16 protein-coding genes are annotated in these 17,861 nt (G+C 51.3%); 14 read left to right on the top strand and 2 right to left on the bottom strand.

Annotated features, from left to right (window positions below):
• Positions 1-4: 4 nt before the first annotated feature.
• Together EG028_RS03050 and EG028_RS03045 are read right to left on the bottom strand one after the other, a co-directional pair.
• Positions 5-1,846 (bottom strand): type VI secretion system baseplate subunit TssF, encoded by a 1,842-nt coding sequence (locus tag EG028_RS03050; protein ID WP_120514568.1) that lies wholly within the window; start codon positions 1,844-1,846, stop codon positions 5-7.
• Between the two features lies 1 nt (position 1,847).
• Complete coding sequence (locus EG028_RS03045) at positions 1,848-2,285, bottom strand: GPW/gp25 family protein (RefSeq protein WP_120514567.1); 438 nt, start codon at positions 2,283-2,285, stop codon at positions 1,848-1,850.
• A 259-nt stretch (positions 2,286-2,544) separates the two neighbouring features.
• Here EG028_RS03045 and EG028_RS03040 point away from each other — a divergent pair, with 259 nt between their 5' ends.
• The 14 genes from EG028_RS03040 to EG028_RS02970 all read left to right on the top strand — a co-directional run bounded on the left by EG028_RS03040 (position 2,545) and on the right by EG028_RS02970 (position 17,851).
• Entirely contained in the window at positions 2,545-3,057 is a 513-nt protein-coding gene (locus EG028_RS03040) for a hypothetical protein (RefSeq protein ID WP_120514566.1), read from the top strand.
• A 33-nt stretch (positions 3,058-3,090) separates the two neighbouring features.
• Positions 3,091-3,594: a type VI secretion system TssO gene (tssO, locus tag EG028_RS03035; protein ID WP_120514565.1), complete on the top strand. Its 504-nt coding sequence runs from the start codon at positions 3,091-3,093 to the stop codon at positions 3,592-3,594.
• Between the two features lie 9 nt (positions 3,595-3,603).
• On the top strand, positions 3,604-4,524 hold the full coding sequence (locus tag EG028_RS03030) for a PKD domain-containing protein (protein ID WP_120514564.1): 921 nt from the start codon (positions 3,604-3,606) through the stop codon (positions 4,522-4,524).
• Between the two features lie 31 nt (positions 4,525-4,555).
• The gene (tssR, locus tag EG028_RS03025) at positions 4,556-6,970 is read left to right on the top strand and encodes a type VI secretion system protein TssR domain-containing protein (protein WP_123864535.1); all 2,415 of its coding nucleotides are present in this window, start codon (positions 4,556-4,558) and stop codon (positions 6,968-6,970) included.
• 2 nt (positions 6,971-6,972) lie between these two features.
• On the top strand, positions 6,973-9,396 hold the full coding sequence (locus tag EG028_RS03020; protein WP_120514562.1) for an ATP-dependent Clp protease ATP-binding subunit: 2,424 nt from the start codon (positions 6,973-6,975) through the stop codon (positions 9,394-9,396).
• A 97-nt stretch (positions 9,397-9,493) separates the two neighbouring features.
• Positions 9,494-9,940, top strand: a complete 447-nt coding sequence (locus EG028_RS03015; RefSeq protein ID WP_120514561.1) for a type VI secretion system contractile sheath small subunit — start codon at positions 9,494-9,496, stop codon at positions 9,938-9,940.
• A gap of 91 nt (positions 9,941-10,031) precedes the next feature.
• Positions 10,032-11,423, top strand: a complete 1,392-nt coding sequence (locus tag EG028_RS03010; protein WP_120514560.1) for a DUF5458 family protein — start codon at positions 10,032-10,034, stop codon at positions 11,421-11,423.
• 46 nt (positions 11,424-11,469) lie between these two features.
• A complete protein-coding gene (locus EG028_RS03005) occupies positions 11,470-12,039 on the top strand; it encodes an NAD(P)H-dependent oxidoreductase (protein WP_120514559.1) in 570 nt (189 codons plus the stop codon).
• A gap of 196 nt (positions 12,040-12,235) precedes the next feature.
• Complete coding sequence (gene tssD / locus EG028_RS03000; protein WP_120514558.1) at positions 12,236-12,637, top strand: type VI secretion system tube protein TssD; 402 nt, start codon at positions 12,236-12,238, stop codon at positions 12,635-12,637.
• Between the two features lie 126 nt (positions 12,638-12,763).
• Entirely contained in the window at positions 12,764-13,156 is a 393-nt protein-coding gene (gene tssD, locus EG028_RS02995; protein WP_120514557.1) for a type VI secretion system tube protein TssD, read from the top strand.
• A 212-nt stretch (positions 13,157-13,368) separates the two neighbouring features.
• Positions 13,369-14,280: a hypothetical protein gene (locus EG028_RS02990; protein WP_120514555.1), complete on the top strand. Its 912-nt coding sequence runs from the start codon at positions 13,369-13,371 to the stop codon at positions 14,278-14,280.
• A gap of 2 nt (positions 14,281-14,282) precedes the next feature.
• Positions 14,283-15,107, top strand: coding sequence for a hypothetical protein (locus tag EG028_RS27625; protein WP_162946222.1), 825 nt, complete (start codon positions 14,283-14,285; stop codon positions 15,105-15,107).
• Positions 15,108-15,137: 30 nt separating this feature from the next.
• Complete coding sequence (locus tag EG028_RS02975) at positions 15,138-16,958, top strand: type VI secretion system Vgr family protein (protein WP_120514553.1); 1,821 nt, start codon at positions 15,138-15,140, stop codon at positions 16,956-16,958.
• 5 nt (positions 16,959-16,963) lie between these two features.
• Entirely contained in the window at positions 16,964-17,851 is an 888-nt protein-coding gene (locus tag EG028_RS02970) for a hypothetical protein (protein WP_120514552.1), read from the top strand.
• The last annotated feature ends 10 nt before the right edge of the window (positions 17,852-17,861 follow it).

Below are 17,861 nucleotides of genomic sequence, written 5' to 3'. Positions count from 1 at the left end.
GAACTTATTCCAGGAATATACGGTAACTGGCTTGTACGCCGCTGCGTGTAGTCAGTTTATGCAACAGCTGTTTCCCGGTAAGCTCCCACTCCTCTGGTGTGTAAGGATGATTGGGTGCTTGTGTGATATAGACGTCTGTCGTTTTTTTGAGGCCTTCTTTCGGATGCACAGACACCATCACCCCACGTTTCACTTTCACCGCAGCCAAGCGCTGTCCCAGCTCATGTTTGCAGAAATTCCGGATATCATCTTCGGTAACGATCCTGTCCCGCGTCATCAGTGCATATTTATACGCCTGCAATAAGTTCCCCTGGTCCGCAGCCTTTCGTCCCCCGGTGGGCCTGCTCAACAGTAGCAGCGAATCCGCCCGGGTGCCCGCTCCTTCAAACTGTGTCAAAGGCAAACCGCTCCTCAGCTGATGGGCCGCTTCGCTTTGGGTGGTCCAGTATTCGAGATACATTATTTCCACGGCCTGCTGCGGTTTCACGATCACATAACGCGTGGATTCTGTCATGTCGGTAAGGCTGTGCCGCGCTTTCTGCTCCACCAGCGCAATATTCTGCCGGAGATTCCGGAGTATGTCCGTCAGGAAATCATAACCGTACGCGGAGAACGCCGCGCTCTCGTCGCGGAGCAACTCAAAAAGATAATCGATCATTTCGCGCGCATTCCGGCTGTCGAAACGCTCGGCGCCGCCCAGCCGCACTGAATAGGAATCTTCTTCCTGCGCCGCGCCGTCGTTGTACGATACGGGATGATATTGTTTGCCTTTACTGTCCGTCAGCTGCTGAACCCCGAAAAAATATTCATTCGGTTCCGGCTTCACGGGTATGATATTACCGATGCCCCTGAAGCGGTGTTTGATCTTATGCAGCCTGCGGTTCAGTATGGGGAAGGTATTGAGGTACACGTCCATATTGTCCAGCAGGGGCTGCTGCAATGCAGCGGGTACGGTGATCCGCAGCCAGATAAGCGGGTCCTGCAATTTGCCGAGGTCCGTTTCGGTAAAGACCGGCTGAAACTCAGGGGGGTAACGGAGCGGTTCATGTTCCTGCATATTGACCGGCACCGCCAGGAAATGATCGCGGTAATATTCCATGACATCGCGGATGATCACCGGCATGGTATCGAACGCGATGGTTTTATTCAGCATTCCGCGCGTGGTGGAGAGTTCTTCTTCATTGTGCGGAAAACCTGGTTCCACCTGCAAAGGCTTGCCATTGATGGCGCATTCGCTGAGTGCCAGCAGTTTATAATATTCGTGGTCGAAATTGAAATGCGGCCAGTTAAAATATAAAGGGAATTTTTCTTCTCCCGTAATACCGCTGCTGGCGCGTATCCCAAGCCAGACGCTGCGGTTGGGAAGAAAACCTGATCCGGCGGCCTGCAATATTTTCCCCTTTTTGAGGTCGTATTGGTACAGCCGGTTGCCCGTAGCAAGGTATTGTACCTGGGCATCATGTATGCGCACGGGTACGGCTGGCGTGAAAAACACGTCCTGCGCGGCGGCGGTGCTGCCCTGTTTTTTGGGGCCGTATATAAAATGCGTATGATCGGGCAATGTTTCTGAAGCGTCCAGCGGGTTGGCCTGCATGAGCGCATGAGCGGGGAGGGGAGCGGTAAGCAGGTCCGGCGTAAGCAGGGAGGCCAGCTTGCCCAGCAGGCGCTGCTCTGTATTACGAAGATCGTTTGCCAGGCTGTAAAGCTCCGCGCTGAGCGCTTCTATCAGCAGGCGCACCATCGGGTCCAGCTCGGATACGGAGCGGATGCCCCAGAACTCGGCGGCGCTCTGCATCATCCGCGCCCGGATGTCTTCCCGGGATGTATAGTGTAATGGAAACTGCATATTATTCAGATGACAGCGGGCTCAAAAAAAGTGCCGTGGTGAATACATAGTTTTCGCCGGTGGCGGCCAGCTTCCCGGTGACGGTCACTTCCGCTTTTTTCTTGATCTCCGTGATTCGCCGCAGGGGAAACACCTTTTCCACATCTTCCACTTTCAGAAAAGCATCCACACCGGTCAGCCTGTTCTCCTGCTCACGCACACTCCGTTTGATGCTCTGCGCCATTTTATCTTCCCACATCGATTCATTGACGATCAGTTCAAAATCAAGCTCCCATATCTCGCAGCCGAAGTCCGGGTTAAAACGATGTTCCCCGAAACGGGAAAAAATGATCAGTTCAATATGCTGGCTGATGGAAATGCCTGTGTCGCAGGTTTCGAGGGGCTGATTGGCATACAGCCGCCGGAGATCGAAAGGTTTTTTATAAAATATGGCACTCATGCGGTTAACGGGTTACTTCATTCAAATCTAAATAAATTCGCGATAAATTCATTTTCCAGCATAATATTTGTTTGTATCTTCGGAAACAACGGGAGATTATAGCATATTAGTTAACCTTAATATGAAAAGCCTGGTACGCGCAGTATAAAGACCATAGAGAATAAACCATATAGAAAAAAGCCATGCGCCCGTTGTTCCAGATTGTATAACCCGGTTACCCAAAACGTTGGCCGTATCCGAAAGCCTGAAACCATGATTTATGAAGCCTGTCAATCAGCATGAACTGAATAAGGGATATTTTAACTTCATCATTCATTTTGTAGTACTCATCCTGTTCGTGGTGATGTGCGCCGCCGGTTTTTTTATGACCGCCCGGCAGGAGCTGAAGCTGTTATCCGCGCAGGCCCGGCTGTATGATCAGCAGGCGTATCAGCGTGAAGAGCTTACCGGCCGTTTCGACCAGGTGCTGCATAAACTACGGGCCCTCAGCCAGTATGTGAATGCGGATGCCCGTGAACTGAGCAACCAGGCTTTGCTGATCAATGGTGTGCAGGTGGAAAACAACCGTGTGCGTGGCCTGCTGGAGGCCAATCGTGATGAAACCGCGCCAGGTCATGAGTTGTACGGAAAAATGACCCGGCAGGTGGTAGCCCTTGCCAGCCTGAAAGATTCCCTTTCGCAGACGCGTTTCAGTACGGAAAGCCTTCGCCAGCAGCTGGATGCCTGCGGGATGGCTACCAAAAATGCGATCAAAAAACTGAACCGCTATTAAGTTCATTCATTTCCCAGACCAAGCATATCCTACATGGCGCACCTCAGCATCAAAGAAAGACAGGAGCAGTTTATTTTCCTGTTCATCCTGACCCTCCTCACCACCGGCCTGCTGGCCTGGCTGCTTTTTGGCGCGGGCAACCACGGCGCGGGCAACATGAAAGAAAAACTTTCCCAACGTATACTGGAAGAGGAACAATTTGCGCAGGCCGTCGCGGAGGTGCAGCCTGCCGTGGACTCCACCTATAAAAGGATCATGGAATTCGATCCCACCGTCACCGCGCTGTTCCTCGAATCGGACATCCTGAATTCCATTGCGGGCATCAAAGCAGCTTACCAGCGCAAGGCGCATGACCTGAAGTATAAGACCTTCAGCCAGGAAGCACAGCTGCTGGAAATCCTCTTTTATGACAAAAAAGAGCTCAGGGGCAATTACCGGAACATCCAAAAGCTGGAGCAGGACCTGGAGCAGTGCAAGCTTTCGCAGCGCGGCCTCCAGGAAGCTTTCATCAACCGCAACCGCCAACAACCTAACTGATAAAGATTAATGGAAGGAACTACGAAGCATAAAGCCGTACGTACAGACAACCGGAACCGGATCTATCTCTACATCACTCTCGCCGTACTTTTGCTGGCGGTGGTTTTCCTGCTGGTCAAGCTGCTGATGGGCAACCGGGAGATCAATGCCCACCTGCTGCGCAATGAAATATTCCTGAATGAAAACCTCGTGTATACGGACAATACGCCGGGCGCTTCCGAATGGAAGTGGGAGTTTGGAGACGGCAGCAAATCGAAGGAGCAAAGCGGTTATTACCGTTTTGTGGAGTCCGGCACTTACCTGGTGCGGCTTACGGTAGACAATAAATTACAACAGCAGTTTGCCGTAGTCGTGAAAGATACCGTGCCGCTGCCCCTTACAGACAGCATCCGTATTTCAGGGCCTACCGCGGGGGTGACCGGGATGCAACTGCGGCTGGAAGCGGAAGGTGATGCGAATATATTCGAATGGTCCTTCGGGGAAACGGGCCGCGTGGACGCAAAAGGCCGGAACGCTTATTATACTTACCGTTCGCCGGGAAGGTACACGGTGGCTTTGCAGACGGACAAAAGCCCCGTGCCGGTCTACACCGTGCTGAGCATCACCGAGCCGCTGACGGATATTGGCCTGGTGGACCCGAACGCAGGCGGGCAGGCGCTGAACGATGATTTTAAAACACGGCTCCAGGCTATTGCCAATGGCGCCAATTTTAATACGCATTATTATTATCTCGTCCGGAAATACCTGTGTAACGGGGAAAAAACCACGGCACAGGCTTCGGACGAAACAGGAAAAAAGAACACGGATTTTTATTCCTATTGTATCGGCCTCACGTTCAGCAAAAACGTGGTGATAGATGAAGTGGGCCTCACCCTCGCGCCATCCAAATGCGTGAGCCTGGTGCAAGTGAAACAACATCGCCGGCAATGATATTATCGACTATTTAAACTGCCAGCAAACAATGAGAGGAATTTTTGTTTTATTGATAGCTGTATGCTGCCTCCCGGCAAAGGCCCAGTTCTACGCCGGTAAAAAGATTGCGCGGATGCCGGGCAATTTCCGCTTACCCACGCCGGAAACAAAGGACCCTTCGGGAAAAGCCGCTCCCACCGCATGGATCGTGTTTTCCGACCGGGAGGACAACTACACCACCACCACGCCCGGAGGCTCGCTGGTATTTAAGAAGCTTGGTTTTATGCAGCCCTTTTTTGTCAGCGACGAAAAAGAAGGATACCTGCGCCTTGTGAAATACGATCCCTCCGTGCTGAAAGGCACTAAACTGAAAGACAAACGCAAAGCCGTCAGTTACGGCTGGCTCCCAAGGCATAAAGTGCTGATGTGGCAAAAAGCCCTCACGGATGAACGTACCGGTTTTCCCATCAAAGCCGTTACCATCATTAGCAGCGGCGATCCCATTGCCCGGCCGAAATTTTATTTTTCACATGATTCCGTGATCGTGTTTAATTCTCCCGAATTGCAGGCAAAGGCTTCGGAAAAACTGAAACTGCACGATCTTATTTACATCTATAAATTTTCCGAAGACGGGCGCAAGGCCCTCGTAGGGCATACCAGCCAGCTGACGGCGGATAGCGCCGCCGCGGCCGTTGCGGGATGGGTATCCGCCGATGTGGTGCATCTCTGGGGCAGCAGGCTGTATGTGGGCAATGAAAGGGTGTCCAGTTATGACGAAGATTCTACCGCCGCGAGATATTTCAGCAGCAGGCTCACACCCGCGAAACCCAGCGGCGGGAACTTTGAATATGATCCCCTGCTGCCGCCCGGTAACCCCATCTTCCGATCCATTCCGGTGATGCAGCATAAAGGTCTTGGCGTTACCACGCATGCTTTTCCTTCCTCGGTGGCCGGCAATGTGTTTGACAAGTCCGGCAATACGGTGATCAATATCAAAGGCACACGTATCGATTACAACAATTACCTGCGCCTGCGCCGGTTTGGCAACCGGGTGAACGTGATGTTTGTCGTGGACGGAGGCAGCAGTATGAAAAACTACCTGCCGGGCATTACCAATACCATCCAGAACTTTGCGGATATCTTTGGCAATAAGGCCTTTTCAGGATATGAATACCGGTTTGGCGCGATAGTCTACCGTGGCAGCGAAGGCTGTTACCAGGGCAAAGGCGTGAATACCTTTGAGCCTACAGGCAATTACAGCAGGATAGTCGATTTTATCAACCAGCAGGCCGCCATCACCCGCACATGCAACGATGTGGTGACGAACCAGCCCTATTATGAAGGCGTGCAGCAGGCCATCAATGTGCTGAAGAAATACCCGATGCAGACGAACATCATCATCGTGGCCGGCAGCACGGGCAACCTGAAAGGCGTGAGCACGGAAGACCTGCTGGTGCGTGGTCTTACCGAAACAGACGCACGGATGCTGATCTTCCAGGTCTACAACAAATTCGATCCTTCGTTTAATAATTTTGTACTGGAGTCGCGCCAGCTGCTGGAAAAAGCGGCGCAGCAACAGGCCGATAATAAAAAACTGCGGATGGTGAAAGGCGAAGGCCTTGCCGTTACCCAACAGTTCAATACTTCATATACCGATTCCGTTTCTTATTACCTCAACTACCCGGACGGTAGCCTGATTCCCGGCGCTATTGTCTTTCCCGCCAGGGGAGAAGTAAAAACCAACCGGGAGATGATGATCGCATTGGACAGGTTCCTCGGCGAAGTGTATACGGACAACCGGCAGATCATCACTTCGCTGGACAGTGTGTTTATGACTTCCGGCCGCCTCCGCGAAAAGATCCCCGATCCGGTGATGAACAGCATCAACCAGGCCGGTGTTACGCTTCCCCGCGATTTTGGCGAGCAGCTGCCGCATAACGCCTTCAAATATTATTTTGATGTAAATGCAAAAGAAGGGATCGTGGCGAAAAACGCCCCTGTGCAGTTTGCCATCCTTCTCAGCCATGATGAAATGCTGCAGCTCACTGACCTGCTCTCACGGCTGGCGGGTGACAACCTCCAGCAGGACAGCAAGGCCTTCCGGAAAATGTTATTCCGCAGCTATGTGACATATGGCACCAATCAATGGAAAGGCAGTACGCCCAAATCGACGATAAAAGGCATGAAACTGCCCGTATTCATCGAAAAAGCCACCGGGATGCCGGTGGACGCGGGGGAGCTGAGCGGCTTTACCGTGAAAAGCATCAGGAACGGCATGAGCGACGAGCAGTTCGAGCAACTGGTGACGTACCTGCGGAAATGTAACCAGGTGCTGAAAATTCAGCTGCAAACCGGCGATTATTTTATCTCGAACGGCCGGCCTTATTTCTACGTGGTACAGCAGGACTGGAAATATGGCAGCAAGGAACCCGTGTCCGTTGCCGCCGCAAAAGAAAACGAATAACCATGAATTTTCTGAATCTCAGCGAATCTGTAAAACATGCTGTGCACGTGGCCCAGGGCCTGGCCAGGGAAAGAAAACACGCGAGTTACGGCCCGCCGCATTTGCTGGCGGGGCTGCTGCACCGTGAAACAGGTCTGCGGCCTTTCCTCCAGGCGATCAACAAAGACGCGGGGTATCTCCAGGAATGGGCGGAAGTGCGCATGGATGAATATCCGAACGTACAAACGTTTTCCGCTGATGTGAAAGGCACGCCGGAAATATCCAGTGTGCTGGAAGAGGCGGATGATGTGAGGCTCCGCATGGGCCTGGACCTGATCACGCCTATCTGTGTGCTGGCCGCCATCAGTAAGCCTAATACCGGCTTCCCGGCGGAGCAGATGAAATCATATCCCCTGAAGGAACGCGAGCTGATCAGCAATTACCTTGATGATTCCACGCCCGCCGTGAACGGAGCCGTAGCTCCCGAACAGGAAACAACAGTAGCAGGGGCGCTGGCGAAATATTGTATCGACAGGACAAAAGAAGCCCGTGGCGGCCACCGCGACCCGATCATCGGCCGTGATGCGGAACTGCGGATGGTGATGGAGATACTTTGCCGCCGCACAAAGCCGAACGTGATCATCACCGGGGATGCCGGCGTAGGGAAAACGGCGCTGGTGGACGGCCTTGCTCAGCAGATCGTGGCGGGCAATGTGCCGGAAGCACTGAAAGATGCGACAGTAATGGAGCTTGATACCGGAAGTTTGATTGCCGGCGCGGCTTACAAAGGCGAAATTGAAGACCGGCTGAAAAGCATTATCGCCGAGATCAAACGCTCCGGCAAAGTGATCCTTTTTATTGATGAGATACACAGCCTGCTGGACCCCAAAGGTTCCATCGGCAACGGCGCGGGCAACCTTCTCAAACCCGAACTGGCGCGTGGGGACATCACTGTGATAGGCGCTACCACCATCGAAGAGTTCAGGAAACTGATTGAACCGGAAAAAGCTTTCAGCAGGCGTTTTGAAACGGTACAGGTGGCCGAGCCGGATGACAATACAGCTATCAGGATGCTGGAATGCCAGCAGGCTTTGTACGAGCAGCATCACCAGTTAAAAGTGGAGGAAGGTACGGTACAGGAATGTGTACGCCTGGCGCGAAGGTATATGAAGGACCGCCGCCTGCCCGATGCTGCGTTCGACCTGCTGGACAGGACGATGGCGGCTATCAAAATGATGAATGAAACCTCGGGGCAGGAACTTGAACAGCTACGGCTGTTGGTACAGGAGGAGGCAGATACGGTCAAGGTACACACGGATATCAACAGGCGTCTTAGTCCTGTGCTGCTGGGCCGGCTGGATGCGGTACCGCCGGATGGGGAGCCGGGAAAGATATATCTCGAAGAGATGCTGCATACACTTGCCACGCTGGCAGCCACCCGCACGGAAAGCGCAGGCCCGCAGGACGTGGCGGCTGTGGTGGCTTTTAAAACGGGCATTCCCATCGGGAAGATCCAGGCGGGCGAGAAGGAGAAGCTGATGAATATGGAAACCCATCTGAAACAAAGAGTGGTGGGGCAGGACCATGCATTAAAAGCGCTTTCCGCCGCCATCCTGGAATCCAGGAGCGGCCTGGGTAAAAAAGGGCAGCCAATCGGTTCCTTCTTTTTACTCGGCCCTACCGGTACCGGCAAGACGGAGCTTGCAAAGTCCATTGCTGAATTTCTGTTCAACGACGAGAAGGCGATGATCCGTTTTGATATGAGCGAATTTAAGGAAGAGCACTCCGCCGCATTGTTGTACGGCGCGCCGCCGGGGTATGTAGGGTACGAAGAAGGCGGCCTGCTGGTGAATAAAATAAGACAACAGCCATATGCCGTACTGTTGTTTGACGAGATCGAAAAGGCGCACCCTTCCGTTTTTGATATTTTCCTCCAGATCATGGATGAAGGCATCATCCATGACAGGCTTGGGAAAGAAGGCGATTTCAGCAATGCGCTGATTTTGTTCACATCGAATATCGGCAGCGAATGGATCACGGAGCAGTTTAACAACAATAACATCCCCGTCAGTACGCAATTGATGGAGCTGATGACGAAACATTTCAGGCCGGAATTTCTCGCGAGGCTTTCGGAGATCGTTCCATTCAGTCCCATCACCGAAGAAAATGTGGTAAAAATATTTCATATACAGCTCCGGAGTTTGCTGGATGCATTGGCCCGTCAGCAGATATCGCTGGAGATCAGTGAGGAGGCCGGAAAGTCCCTGGCATTAAGCGGTTTCACGCCCCGGTACGGCGCGCGGCAGATCTCCGGCGTGATACGGAACAAACTCAGGCGGCCCATTTCACGCCATATTATTGCAGGGGAATTGTCCGCGGGCAAAAAAATAAAAGTAGGCCTGGTGGATGGAAGCGATGAGCTTGACTGGAAGATAGAATCATCTTAAAAAATTAATGTCGTTTTGAAATGTTTTGAATCAAAAGACTTATTTTTATATAGACCCGTTATTTTTTGTTAATCTATTATCTCAAAAAAGTTCAGATATGTTCAATTATGAAATCGGCGGAAACGAACGTAAAGTGGATGCATCAGAAGCATTCGTAGACATATCGCCCAATAAGACTTTATTTGTTCAGCAATTAACCGACAATGATCCCGTGAAGCCTGAAATTGTTGAAGACCTTAAAACCGAGGACGATGTGTTCCGTCACTTCAAACCCAATGTGGGCGTTAGTTTTGAGAACAACAACGGTTCAACGAAAGATGAAACTTTGCGGTTCGATCACCTGGGTGATTTTTCCGTTAAAAGTATGGTGCAGCAAAGCGATACGCTCCGCAATCTCAAAGTGGAAAGCGATATGTACCTGAACATCATACGCCAGCTGAAAACAAACAAAACACTGAAAGCAACGCTCGAAAATCCTGACACCCGCCAGGCATTCGCCGCAGCGCTGGAAAACCTTGCTAAAGAACTACAGCAGCATACCTGATACACAGAAGATTGTTTTTGACCTTTTACGAAAGGACCATATACTATAATTAATACCGCTGTTCGCTGCTGGACAGCTAAAATCGTACTTCATGTCAGCATCTAACGAAAGAATGCAGGAAGCCCGGCAGGACGAGCCCGCCCTGCAACATGGCGTTCCCACGGAAACCACCGCATTGTCACTCGACGACAGTTTGCAAAAGCTTGTCAAAGCAGGAGGGTTCGACTTCCTGGAGGCCATTCTTGACGGTTTGCAGAACCTTAACCCCGAGCGGAAAGCCAGGAAAAAGATATTCCTGACAGACCAGGATAAGACTGCCGAAAGGAAAGAACTGCTGAAAAAAATACAGATATGGCAGGAACTGCTGAAAAAGCAGAGCCCGCTCAGCGAGCTGAAAGATGAATGCCAGCAAAAGGCGGATGAAACGGATACGCTGCTGAAAAAGAATATCGGCATTGCGCTGGATGCTACCCGGAATCTGGAGCAGGCTTACCGCACGGTGCATCTTTTTTATAAGAACACGGAAAGCGATAAACTTACCAATGTGTCCATCCTCAACGCTTCCATGGATCAGCTGGCGGACCTGGACAACCCGCGTTTTATAGAACATGTGGCCGCTGAACTGAAACAGAATTATGACCGTCTCGACCTGCGTGACAACTATTCGCTGCTGGTGATCCCCGGTTATCTTGGTTCCAACAAGGTGCTGGAGCGCTGGGCGAAAATCGCGCATGCCAATAAAGCTATGCTGGTAACGGATTTCGTAAACCTTGATCAGCCGGATGACGTAATCGATCTTTTTACGGCTGCCAACCTCACAGGAGGTGACGCTTTCCGGTCGAACGCGATCATGACCTGCAATTGGATCGTGGGCCGTGGCAAGGTGGATGAAGCGGGAGAGGAAGACGATCTGCATGTGCCCGGTTCAGCCGCGCTGGCCGGTAAGATGTATTATACGCTTATGAGCCAGGTGACGGCCGGTAAAAAACATGGCGGCATGAATGAGGCGGACGGCGTGCGGTTTGACCTGAAGAAAAGCGAGATATCGCAGCTGGAGAGGCTGGGCCTGGTGCCAATGGTGAACGAATATGGGAAAGTAATGGCCTTCTCCGCCAAGACGCTGTTCAACGGGGATAATATAGGCCTACAGACGTATTCCGTGGTGCGTGTGTTTGATTACATCACCAAAGTACTGTTCGATTTCCTGAACCGGAGGGCTTTTGAAAACTGGAATACAAAGACGGAGAGCGACCTGCGCCAGCAGATCGTCCGTTTCCTGGACAGTATCCAGGGGCCTGAAAGACTGATCGAACGGTTTAAGATCATGCGTTTTGAGAGGGATGAGGTGCAGAAGGACCGCATTCATCTTGATATCCATATTACGCCTTATTTCCCCGCGAAAAGCTTTGTGGTAAAGCTGGACGGGCATAAAGGGGAGGATGAGCATACCACCTGGAATACGGAGTATGCGGCCCAGGCTTAGCCTGTTTTGATATGAACGGCTGAATGTTATATTTGCAAGGTATAACATGAAGCAACTGTTAATTTTACACGGCGATACGGATAAGGCAGGTATCAACCATGAATTTGCAAAGGCGTACCGGCAGGGTGCGGAGGAAGCGGGTGCGATGGTAAAGGAATTGTATATAATGGACCTTAAGTTCAACAGCAATAAACAATTCTCCAACCAGATCACCCCGCTGGAGCCCGACTTGCAGTCTGCGCTGGAAAAGGTACGCTGGGCAACGCACCTGGTACTTTTCTGCACGGTGAATCATGATTCCATACCCGCAAAGCTGTCCGGTTTTTTTGACCGTCTTTTTCTGCCGCCACAAGGTGTGGTGGCTGGTCATTTCACTGGCCCGGGATGGTATCCCGGAAAGTCTGCGCGAATTGTATCCGTGCTGGACGAAGAAAGCTGGGGGGAATGGCAGTTGACGAAGCAGCCTACCTATCATTCCATCAAACGTAATGTGATGGAGCGTTGCAGGATCATGCCGGTGCGTACATGCACGATCGGGTATGTACACTCGCCGGAGAACGATTATGCAAAAAAATGGATAGGGAAGATGCATGCGTTCGGCCAGAAATTCATGTAAAATTTAACATCCCGGAAACCCTTGCAATAGAATATTAGTTTTATTTTTAGTCAACAGATATATTGTTTGAAACTCAGAAGAACCTCCTGAATTGTAGCTCAAACTTTGCCATAGAAACGGAACCATAAGGAAACCATCAACAGTAACTATCGTAACCATATTTATTTTTTTCGTTGACCTATAAATATTAATTAACATGGCATTCAATGCAAGATTAAACATGGCAGGTAAGCAGTACGACGTACTGAGCTGCAGCTACACCCTCAACAGGGATGTTGACCACAAAGGCCGCCCATCCTCAGGCGTTTACGGCGGCACTATTGACGTGGAAGTGGAATCCACTGAAGACACGTCCATCATCGAAGCGATGGTGAACAGCCAGTTCAAACCATTCTCCGGCGCTGTGCTCATCAAAAAGACAGAAGAAGACGCCAAGATGAAAGAAGTGACATTTGAAGGTGCTTACATCGTCAAATACACGGAAGGCATCAACGTGATCGGTTCTGATCCGATGAAGCTCAAGTTCACGATCTCCGCCCGCAAGATGAAGCTGGGCAATGCAGAACATGTGAACGATTGGCCGGACGCAAAAGCCTAGTCCTCCCACGAATTTTCCCGAAGCCCTATCTATACGTGTCCGCGTTCACATCATTGTATGTGATGCCTGGTCGTGTATAAAGGCCGGTGAACCAATTTTTTCAGCAGTATTAAATTTTGAAACACTATGGCATTTAAAGCGACGCTGCAACTGGGCAGCAAGGAATATGATGTAATACAATGCAGCTTTTCACTCAACCGCGATGTGGACGCCAAAGGCCGCCCGTCATCCGGTGTTTACGGAGGAACTATTCATGTTGAGCTGGAATCCACAGAAGATACATCCGTGATCGAGTCTATGGTGAACAGCCAGTTTAAGCCCTTCTCCGGTAAAGTGATAGTGAAAAAGACCGATGAAGACGCTAAAATGAAAGAGCTGTTTTTCAGCAACGGTTACATCATCCAGTATAATGAAGGCATCAATGTGGTGGGCAACCATCCGATGACGCTCAGTTTCGTGATCTCCGCGCAAAGCCTCAAACTGGGTAATGCGGAGCACGTGAACGACTGGCCGAAATAGTCACAACCTGTAACACTTATCTGCGGTGTGTTGCCCCACGCGGGCAGCACACCCTTTGTTGCTGTACCGGGTGACGGACGGAAATTTGTCATCGGAGGTAACGGGGCTGTTTTCGTTATCCGGAAGCGGGATGGATGTTCTGACGTCCGGGGTATCCGGTTGCAGGAAGTAGTTACAGGAAATAATGAAGAAGCGGAATAATGCGTGGAACAATGAAGAAGAAAAAACATATTTCAACCACTGTTCAACCCAAAGCCAGGCCCAAGATAAAAAAGAAATCCAGGGCAAAGACGGATGTACCGTCTTCCCCTTCGGACCTTGAATATCTTAACCTGTTTGATACCTGTGTGATCACCGCTGAAAAGCTGGCGCAGGTGGATAAAGTGATCGATGAGAAAGTACTGGCAAACCGGGTTCGTTACGAACAGGTATCACGCCTGGTACAGGGCCCGACCATGAACTATGGATTGCCCGGGGCCGCGCTTACCGGGAATGCGCCGGTGTTTCAGCCGCTGCGGTACGCCCGGGGCATTATGCAGGCGGAAGATGTACAGGTGCCTGATGTGACTTTTAAGCCGTTCCGGCTGCCGGGGCTTTTCGGTACAGGATCATTCGCGGGAAGAAACAATCCCTTCGCACTGGGTTTCAGCGATGCGATGCCGGATTTCCTGTCGCTTACATCAGGACGTATTCCATGGTTTTTTATTGCCTGTGTGCATTACCTGGAATGCAGTTTTAATTTCAGTAAACACCTTCACAACGGTGACCCGCTGACGGGTTACACTGTGCAGGTTCCGTCAGGAAGGCCGAAGGTGGGGCATCCGCCACCGTTTTCTTTTGAAGAGAGCGCTGTGGATGCACTGCGGTATATGAACTTCGACAAGGTTCGGCAGTGGATACTGCCGTTTATCCTGCGGAAACTGGAGGCTTACAACGGTTTCGGATATTTTAAGTATAAAAAGATCAATACGCCCTATCTCTGGAGCTTTTCTGGTCACTATACCAAAGGGAAGTATGTGAAGGACGGGAAGTATGATGCGGAGGCGGTTTCCCAGCAGATGGGCGCCGCCGTGATCCTGAAAAGGATGGAAGAAAGAGGGTTGATCTATATTCCAAGGTTTTGAATATGATGCCATACCGGATATACATCACATTTTTATGCTGTTGCCTTTTTACGGGCACGCAGGCTTGTCACAATTCCCGTGGTACGCAGCGTAATGGGGCGGCCTCCGGAGTAACGGATACGCCTGCTGCAAACGTAGCAGCAGCACCTGCATCAGGCGCGGGCAGCGCAGTTTCGGCTACGGCCGCACAGGGCGTTGGAGATTCTCCCACCGGATTACAACCAGCGGCAAACACGGTTGTTCCATCAGGCAGGCAGCCTGCAAACTCCGCCGCCACATCGTCCCCCACAGGCAGTGTATCCGTACCATCTGCCGCTGGACAGCAATCACCTTCAAAAACGGCGACCGTAAAGCTGCCGTCTTCAGACCCCGAAGAGCAGCAGTTCCGCAGTTTTTTTGCTGTTTTCCAGAAGGCAGTGCGGCAGAATAACCCCGGGCAGTTGGTGAATATGTTGTATTTCCCGCTTCAGACCGCGCAGCAATGGACGAACCAGGACCTCCGTGATATGGCCGTGGATAAGGAAGGAGGGAAAGTCAGCCGGCAGGAATTCAACAGCTACCGCGAAAATATTTTTAACCGGGACGTGCTCCGCCTGCTGCCGGATGCAAAAGAAGGTGAGCTGTCTGAAATTGATGCCCGGAGCCCGGAAGATTATTACAAGCTGTTGCGGAAATGTACGGACCGGGCTACAAAAATGTATGAAGTGTATATGCAGTACCCGGAGAAAAACGGGACCGCTGAAAATTATTTCGCCTTTGTGTTCGGCCGTGTAAAAGGCCAGTACAAGGTGATCGGCTACTATGCCAAATGGCCTGTGAAAGGCTGATCTATTACAATCAAGCTAAAGAGTTAACCGATGGAAGGAAAACTGAATGTACAGATCAATATAGAGGATACACCTATCCTTCATTTTTCATCTTTTACGCTGGAGCAGCGTTTTAATGCGCATCACTATTTTGAGCTGCGCTTCAATCACGATGAAATGGGCGCGCCCGGCATTATTTCGCTGGACAAATCGCGCAGCTTTATGGGCAAAAGCATTACCGTGCAGTTCGGCCAGGTGGCAGGGCAGGAACAGCTCTTCACCGGTAAAGTGACCCGCGTGGAGCTTTCGCAGAGCCATGGATACCACGGCACGCTGATCGTGAGCGGGTATAGCCCCAGCATACTCATAGACCGCGGGCCTGACCTGGGCTCTTATCTCAATAAAGACCTCACGTCGGTGATCCGGAAAGCCACGGAAGACGCGCCGAAAAATGATCTGAATATCCAGCTCAACCCCTCCCGCAAAGAACCCGTGGATTACCTCATTCAGTATCGCGAGAGCGACTACGAATTCCTCAACCGTCTTTCGGCAGAATACCATGAATGGTTTTATTACGACGGCGTAAAACTTCATTTCGGCAAGCCGGATGAACAGAAGGAAGTGAAACTGGTGTACGGCCGCGACCTGCACAGCCTGCAATACGCCATGCAGGTGGCGCCGCTGAAAAGCCGCAAGTTCGCATACAATCCCAAAGAAGACCAGCTGTTCAAGTCCGAAGCAAAAGCCGCTCCCGGTGGCCAGCCGGATCTCGCGCACGCTGTGAACGCTTCCAATGAGCTTTATAGTAAAACCTACTCCCAGCCGCTGCAGGTGCGCATCGATTCCAAAAAAGAAATAGATACCTACGTGGAAAATGAGGAAAAGGCTCACATGGCGGATCTGTTGCAGGTTACAGCCAGTGGAGACAATCCGGAGGTAGGCCTGGGAAAGATCGTGGATGTGAGCATGAGCGTAAAAGAAGCGCTCAGCTTCACGGTTCAGCAGCTGGGCCGGTTCCTGGTAACAGGCATCTACCATCATCTTGACGGCGTCGGGCATTATTACCACACGTTTGAAGCGATCCTGGCAGATTCCGAGCGTATACCCGTAAAAGAATATGACAAGCCGCTCGCGGACATGCAGCTGGCCATAGTGGAAGATAACGAAGATCCGAAAGGGCAGGGCCGCGTGAAGGTGAAATTCAAATGGGAGTGTAACTGCAACGACGTCAGCGAATGGTTGCGGGTAGTGTCGCCGAATGCGGGCAGCTCCGAAAAAGTGAGCAAAAACAGGGGCTTCACCTTTGTGCCTGAAAAAGGTGACCAGGTGGTAGTGGCTTTTGAAGAAGGTAATATCGCCCGTCCGATTGTGATGGGTAGCGTATATCATGGAAACAGCGGCAGCGGCGGCGGGGCTTCCAATGCCGTGAAGAGCCTGAGCACACGCAGCGGCTCCACCGTGACGCTGGATGACAGCAAGGGCAGCGTAGTAGTGAAGGACCCCAGCGGCAATGTGCTCACCATGCATGGAGACGGTTCCATCACGCTGGACGCGCCGCAGAAGTTCACGATCAATACAAAAGATTTTATTGTGAACTCCAGTAACAGCATCACGATCAACGCACAGCCCGGTGAACAGGGCGGGGGCGAGGGTACGATTGCCATGAGTGCTAAAAAGAGCATTTCCGGCACAGCGGATACGGAAAGTATTTCTCTTACCGCTACCGCCAAAAACGTGGAGATCAATTCCGCCGCCGGGATGTGTAAACTCGATTCCAAAGAGATGACTTTTACCGCCACCGAAAAATTCACCGCTCATGGAGGTACCATGGCCAATATCATTGCAAACGAGGTGGAGATCAACCAATGTTAAATAGTATGCAGTTCAACCTTGACAGGCCTTCGCCGGGATCGTATGTGTATTATCACATCACCAGCGCCAACAGAACGGCGATAGGATCGCATGTGATGCAGTTTGTACAGCACAAACTGGTGAAATTGCAGGTATTGGAAAGGGATGATGAAGAGCTGGTGCTGGAATACACGCTTACTGCCCAGCAGATGCAGGGTACTATACAGATCCATGAATGGGCTGCGGATATGGATGAGCTGCAATCGCCGCTGGTATTGGTGCTGGATAATAACGGCAGGCTAAAGGATATCCGGAATTTTGCCACGCTGCACCAGCGATGGACGGATTTTTTCGCCGCCCGGATGCAGAAAAAATATAAACATCTGAAAGAAAGCGCGGACAACATGATCGCGGAGACCGGGAAGCTGCTGAAGGACAAACAGCGTTTTATGCAGGCTTTTGAGGGGTATAGCGCCTGGCGTTTCTTTTTCCAGGACAATTACGCGGAAAAGAAACCAAGGGAAATAAAACCCTATGTGCTCAGGCAGTATTTCGGTACGGTGGACCTGACGCTGCAATTGGAATCCCGCTGGGAGGAAGAATATGCGCTGCATCATCACCGCTACAGCCTGGTGAACAATGCGACGCTGGACACGACGCAGTTTGACAGGAAAGCTTTTGCCCGGATGCTGAAAGACCTTACCGGGGTATTTAATATCAGCGCGGCGCTGGAAGTGGCCATGGAAGAAAATTTTCATTATAACGCCGGACACTGGCTCACACAGGCGGAGCTGTTCCTGGAAACTAAAGTCTCTGACTGGTACAGCATTACGGCCGCGCATACGCTGGCACAGGTGCCGGAAAAAGAAACGCTTCAACCGGAAAAATTATTCCAGGCGGAAGCCGCAGCCTGAAGATCAAAAT

The organism is Chitinophaga barathri, assembly GCF_003807585.1.
Lineage (GTDB): Bacteria > Bacteroidota > Bacteroidia > Chitinophagales > Chitinophagaceae > Chitinophaga > Chitinophaga barathri.
The sequence above is the reverse complement of the archived record's forward strand: the minus strand, read 5'-3'. Positions and strand labels throughout refer to the sequence as shown.

Coding starts and splice junctions, on each gene's coding strand:
- EG028_RS03050 (WP_120514568.1), bottom strand. CDS start 1,846: ATGCAGTTTCCATTACACTATACATCCCGGGAAGACATCCGGGCGCGG.
- EG028_RS03045 (WP_120514567.1), bottom strand. CDS start 2,285: ATGAGTGCCATATTTTATAAAAAACCTTTCGATCTCCGGCGGCTGTAT.
- EG028_RS03040 (WP_120514566.1), top strand. CDS start 2,545: ATGAAGCCTGTCAATCAGCATGAACTGAATAAGGGATATTTTAACTTC.
- tssO (WP_120514565.1), top strand. CDS start 3,091: ATGGCGCACCTCAGCATCAAAGAAAGACAGGAGCAGTTTATTTTCCTG.
- EG028_RS03030 (WP_120514564.1), top strand. CDS start 3,604: ATGGAAGGAACTACGAAGCATAAAGCCGTACGTACAGACAACCGGAAC.
- tssR (WP_123864535.1), top strand. CDS start 4,556: ATGAGAGGAATTTTTGTTTTATTGATAGCTGTATGCTGCCTCCCGGCA.
- EG028_RS03020 (WP_120514562.1), top strand. CDS start 6,973: ATGAATTTTCTGAATCTCAGCGAATCTGTAAAACATGCTGTGCACGTG.
- EG028_RS03015 (WP_120514561.1), top strand. CDS start 9,494: ATGTTCAATTATGAAATCGGCGGAAACGAACGTAAAGTGGATGCATCA.
- EG028_RS03010 (WP_120514560.1), top strand. CDS start 10,032: ATGTCAGCATCTAACGAAAGAATGCAGGAAGCCCGGCAGGACGAGCCC.
- EG028_RS03005 (WP_120514559.1), top strand. CDS start 11,470: ATGAAGCAACTGTTAATTTTACACGGCGATACGGATAAGGCAGGTATC.
- tssD (WP_120514558.1), top strand. CDS start 12,236: ATGGCATTCAATGCAAGATTAAACATGGCAGGTAAGCAGTACGACGTA.
- tssD (WP_120514557.1), top strand. CDS start 12,764: ATGGCATTTAAAGCGACGCTGCAACTGGGCAGCAAGGAATATGATGTA.
- EG028_RS02990 (WP_120514555.1), top strand. CDS start 13,369: ATGAAGAAGAAAAAACATATTTCAACCACTGTTCAACCCAAAGCCAGG.
- EG028_RS27625 (WP_162946222.1), top strand. CDS start 14,283: ATGATGCCATACCGGATATACATCACATTTTTATGCTGTTGCCTTTTT.
- EG028_RS02975 (WP_120514553.1), top strand. CDS start 15,138: ATGGAAGGAAAACTGAATGTACAGATCAATATAGAGGATACACCTATC.
- EG028_RS02970 (WP_120514552.1), top strand. CDS start 16,964: ATGCAGTTCAACCTTGACAGGCCTTCGCCGGGATCGTATGTGTATTAT.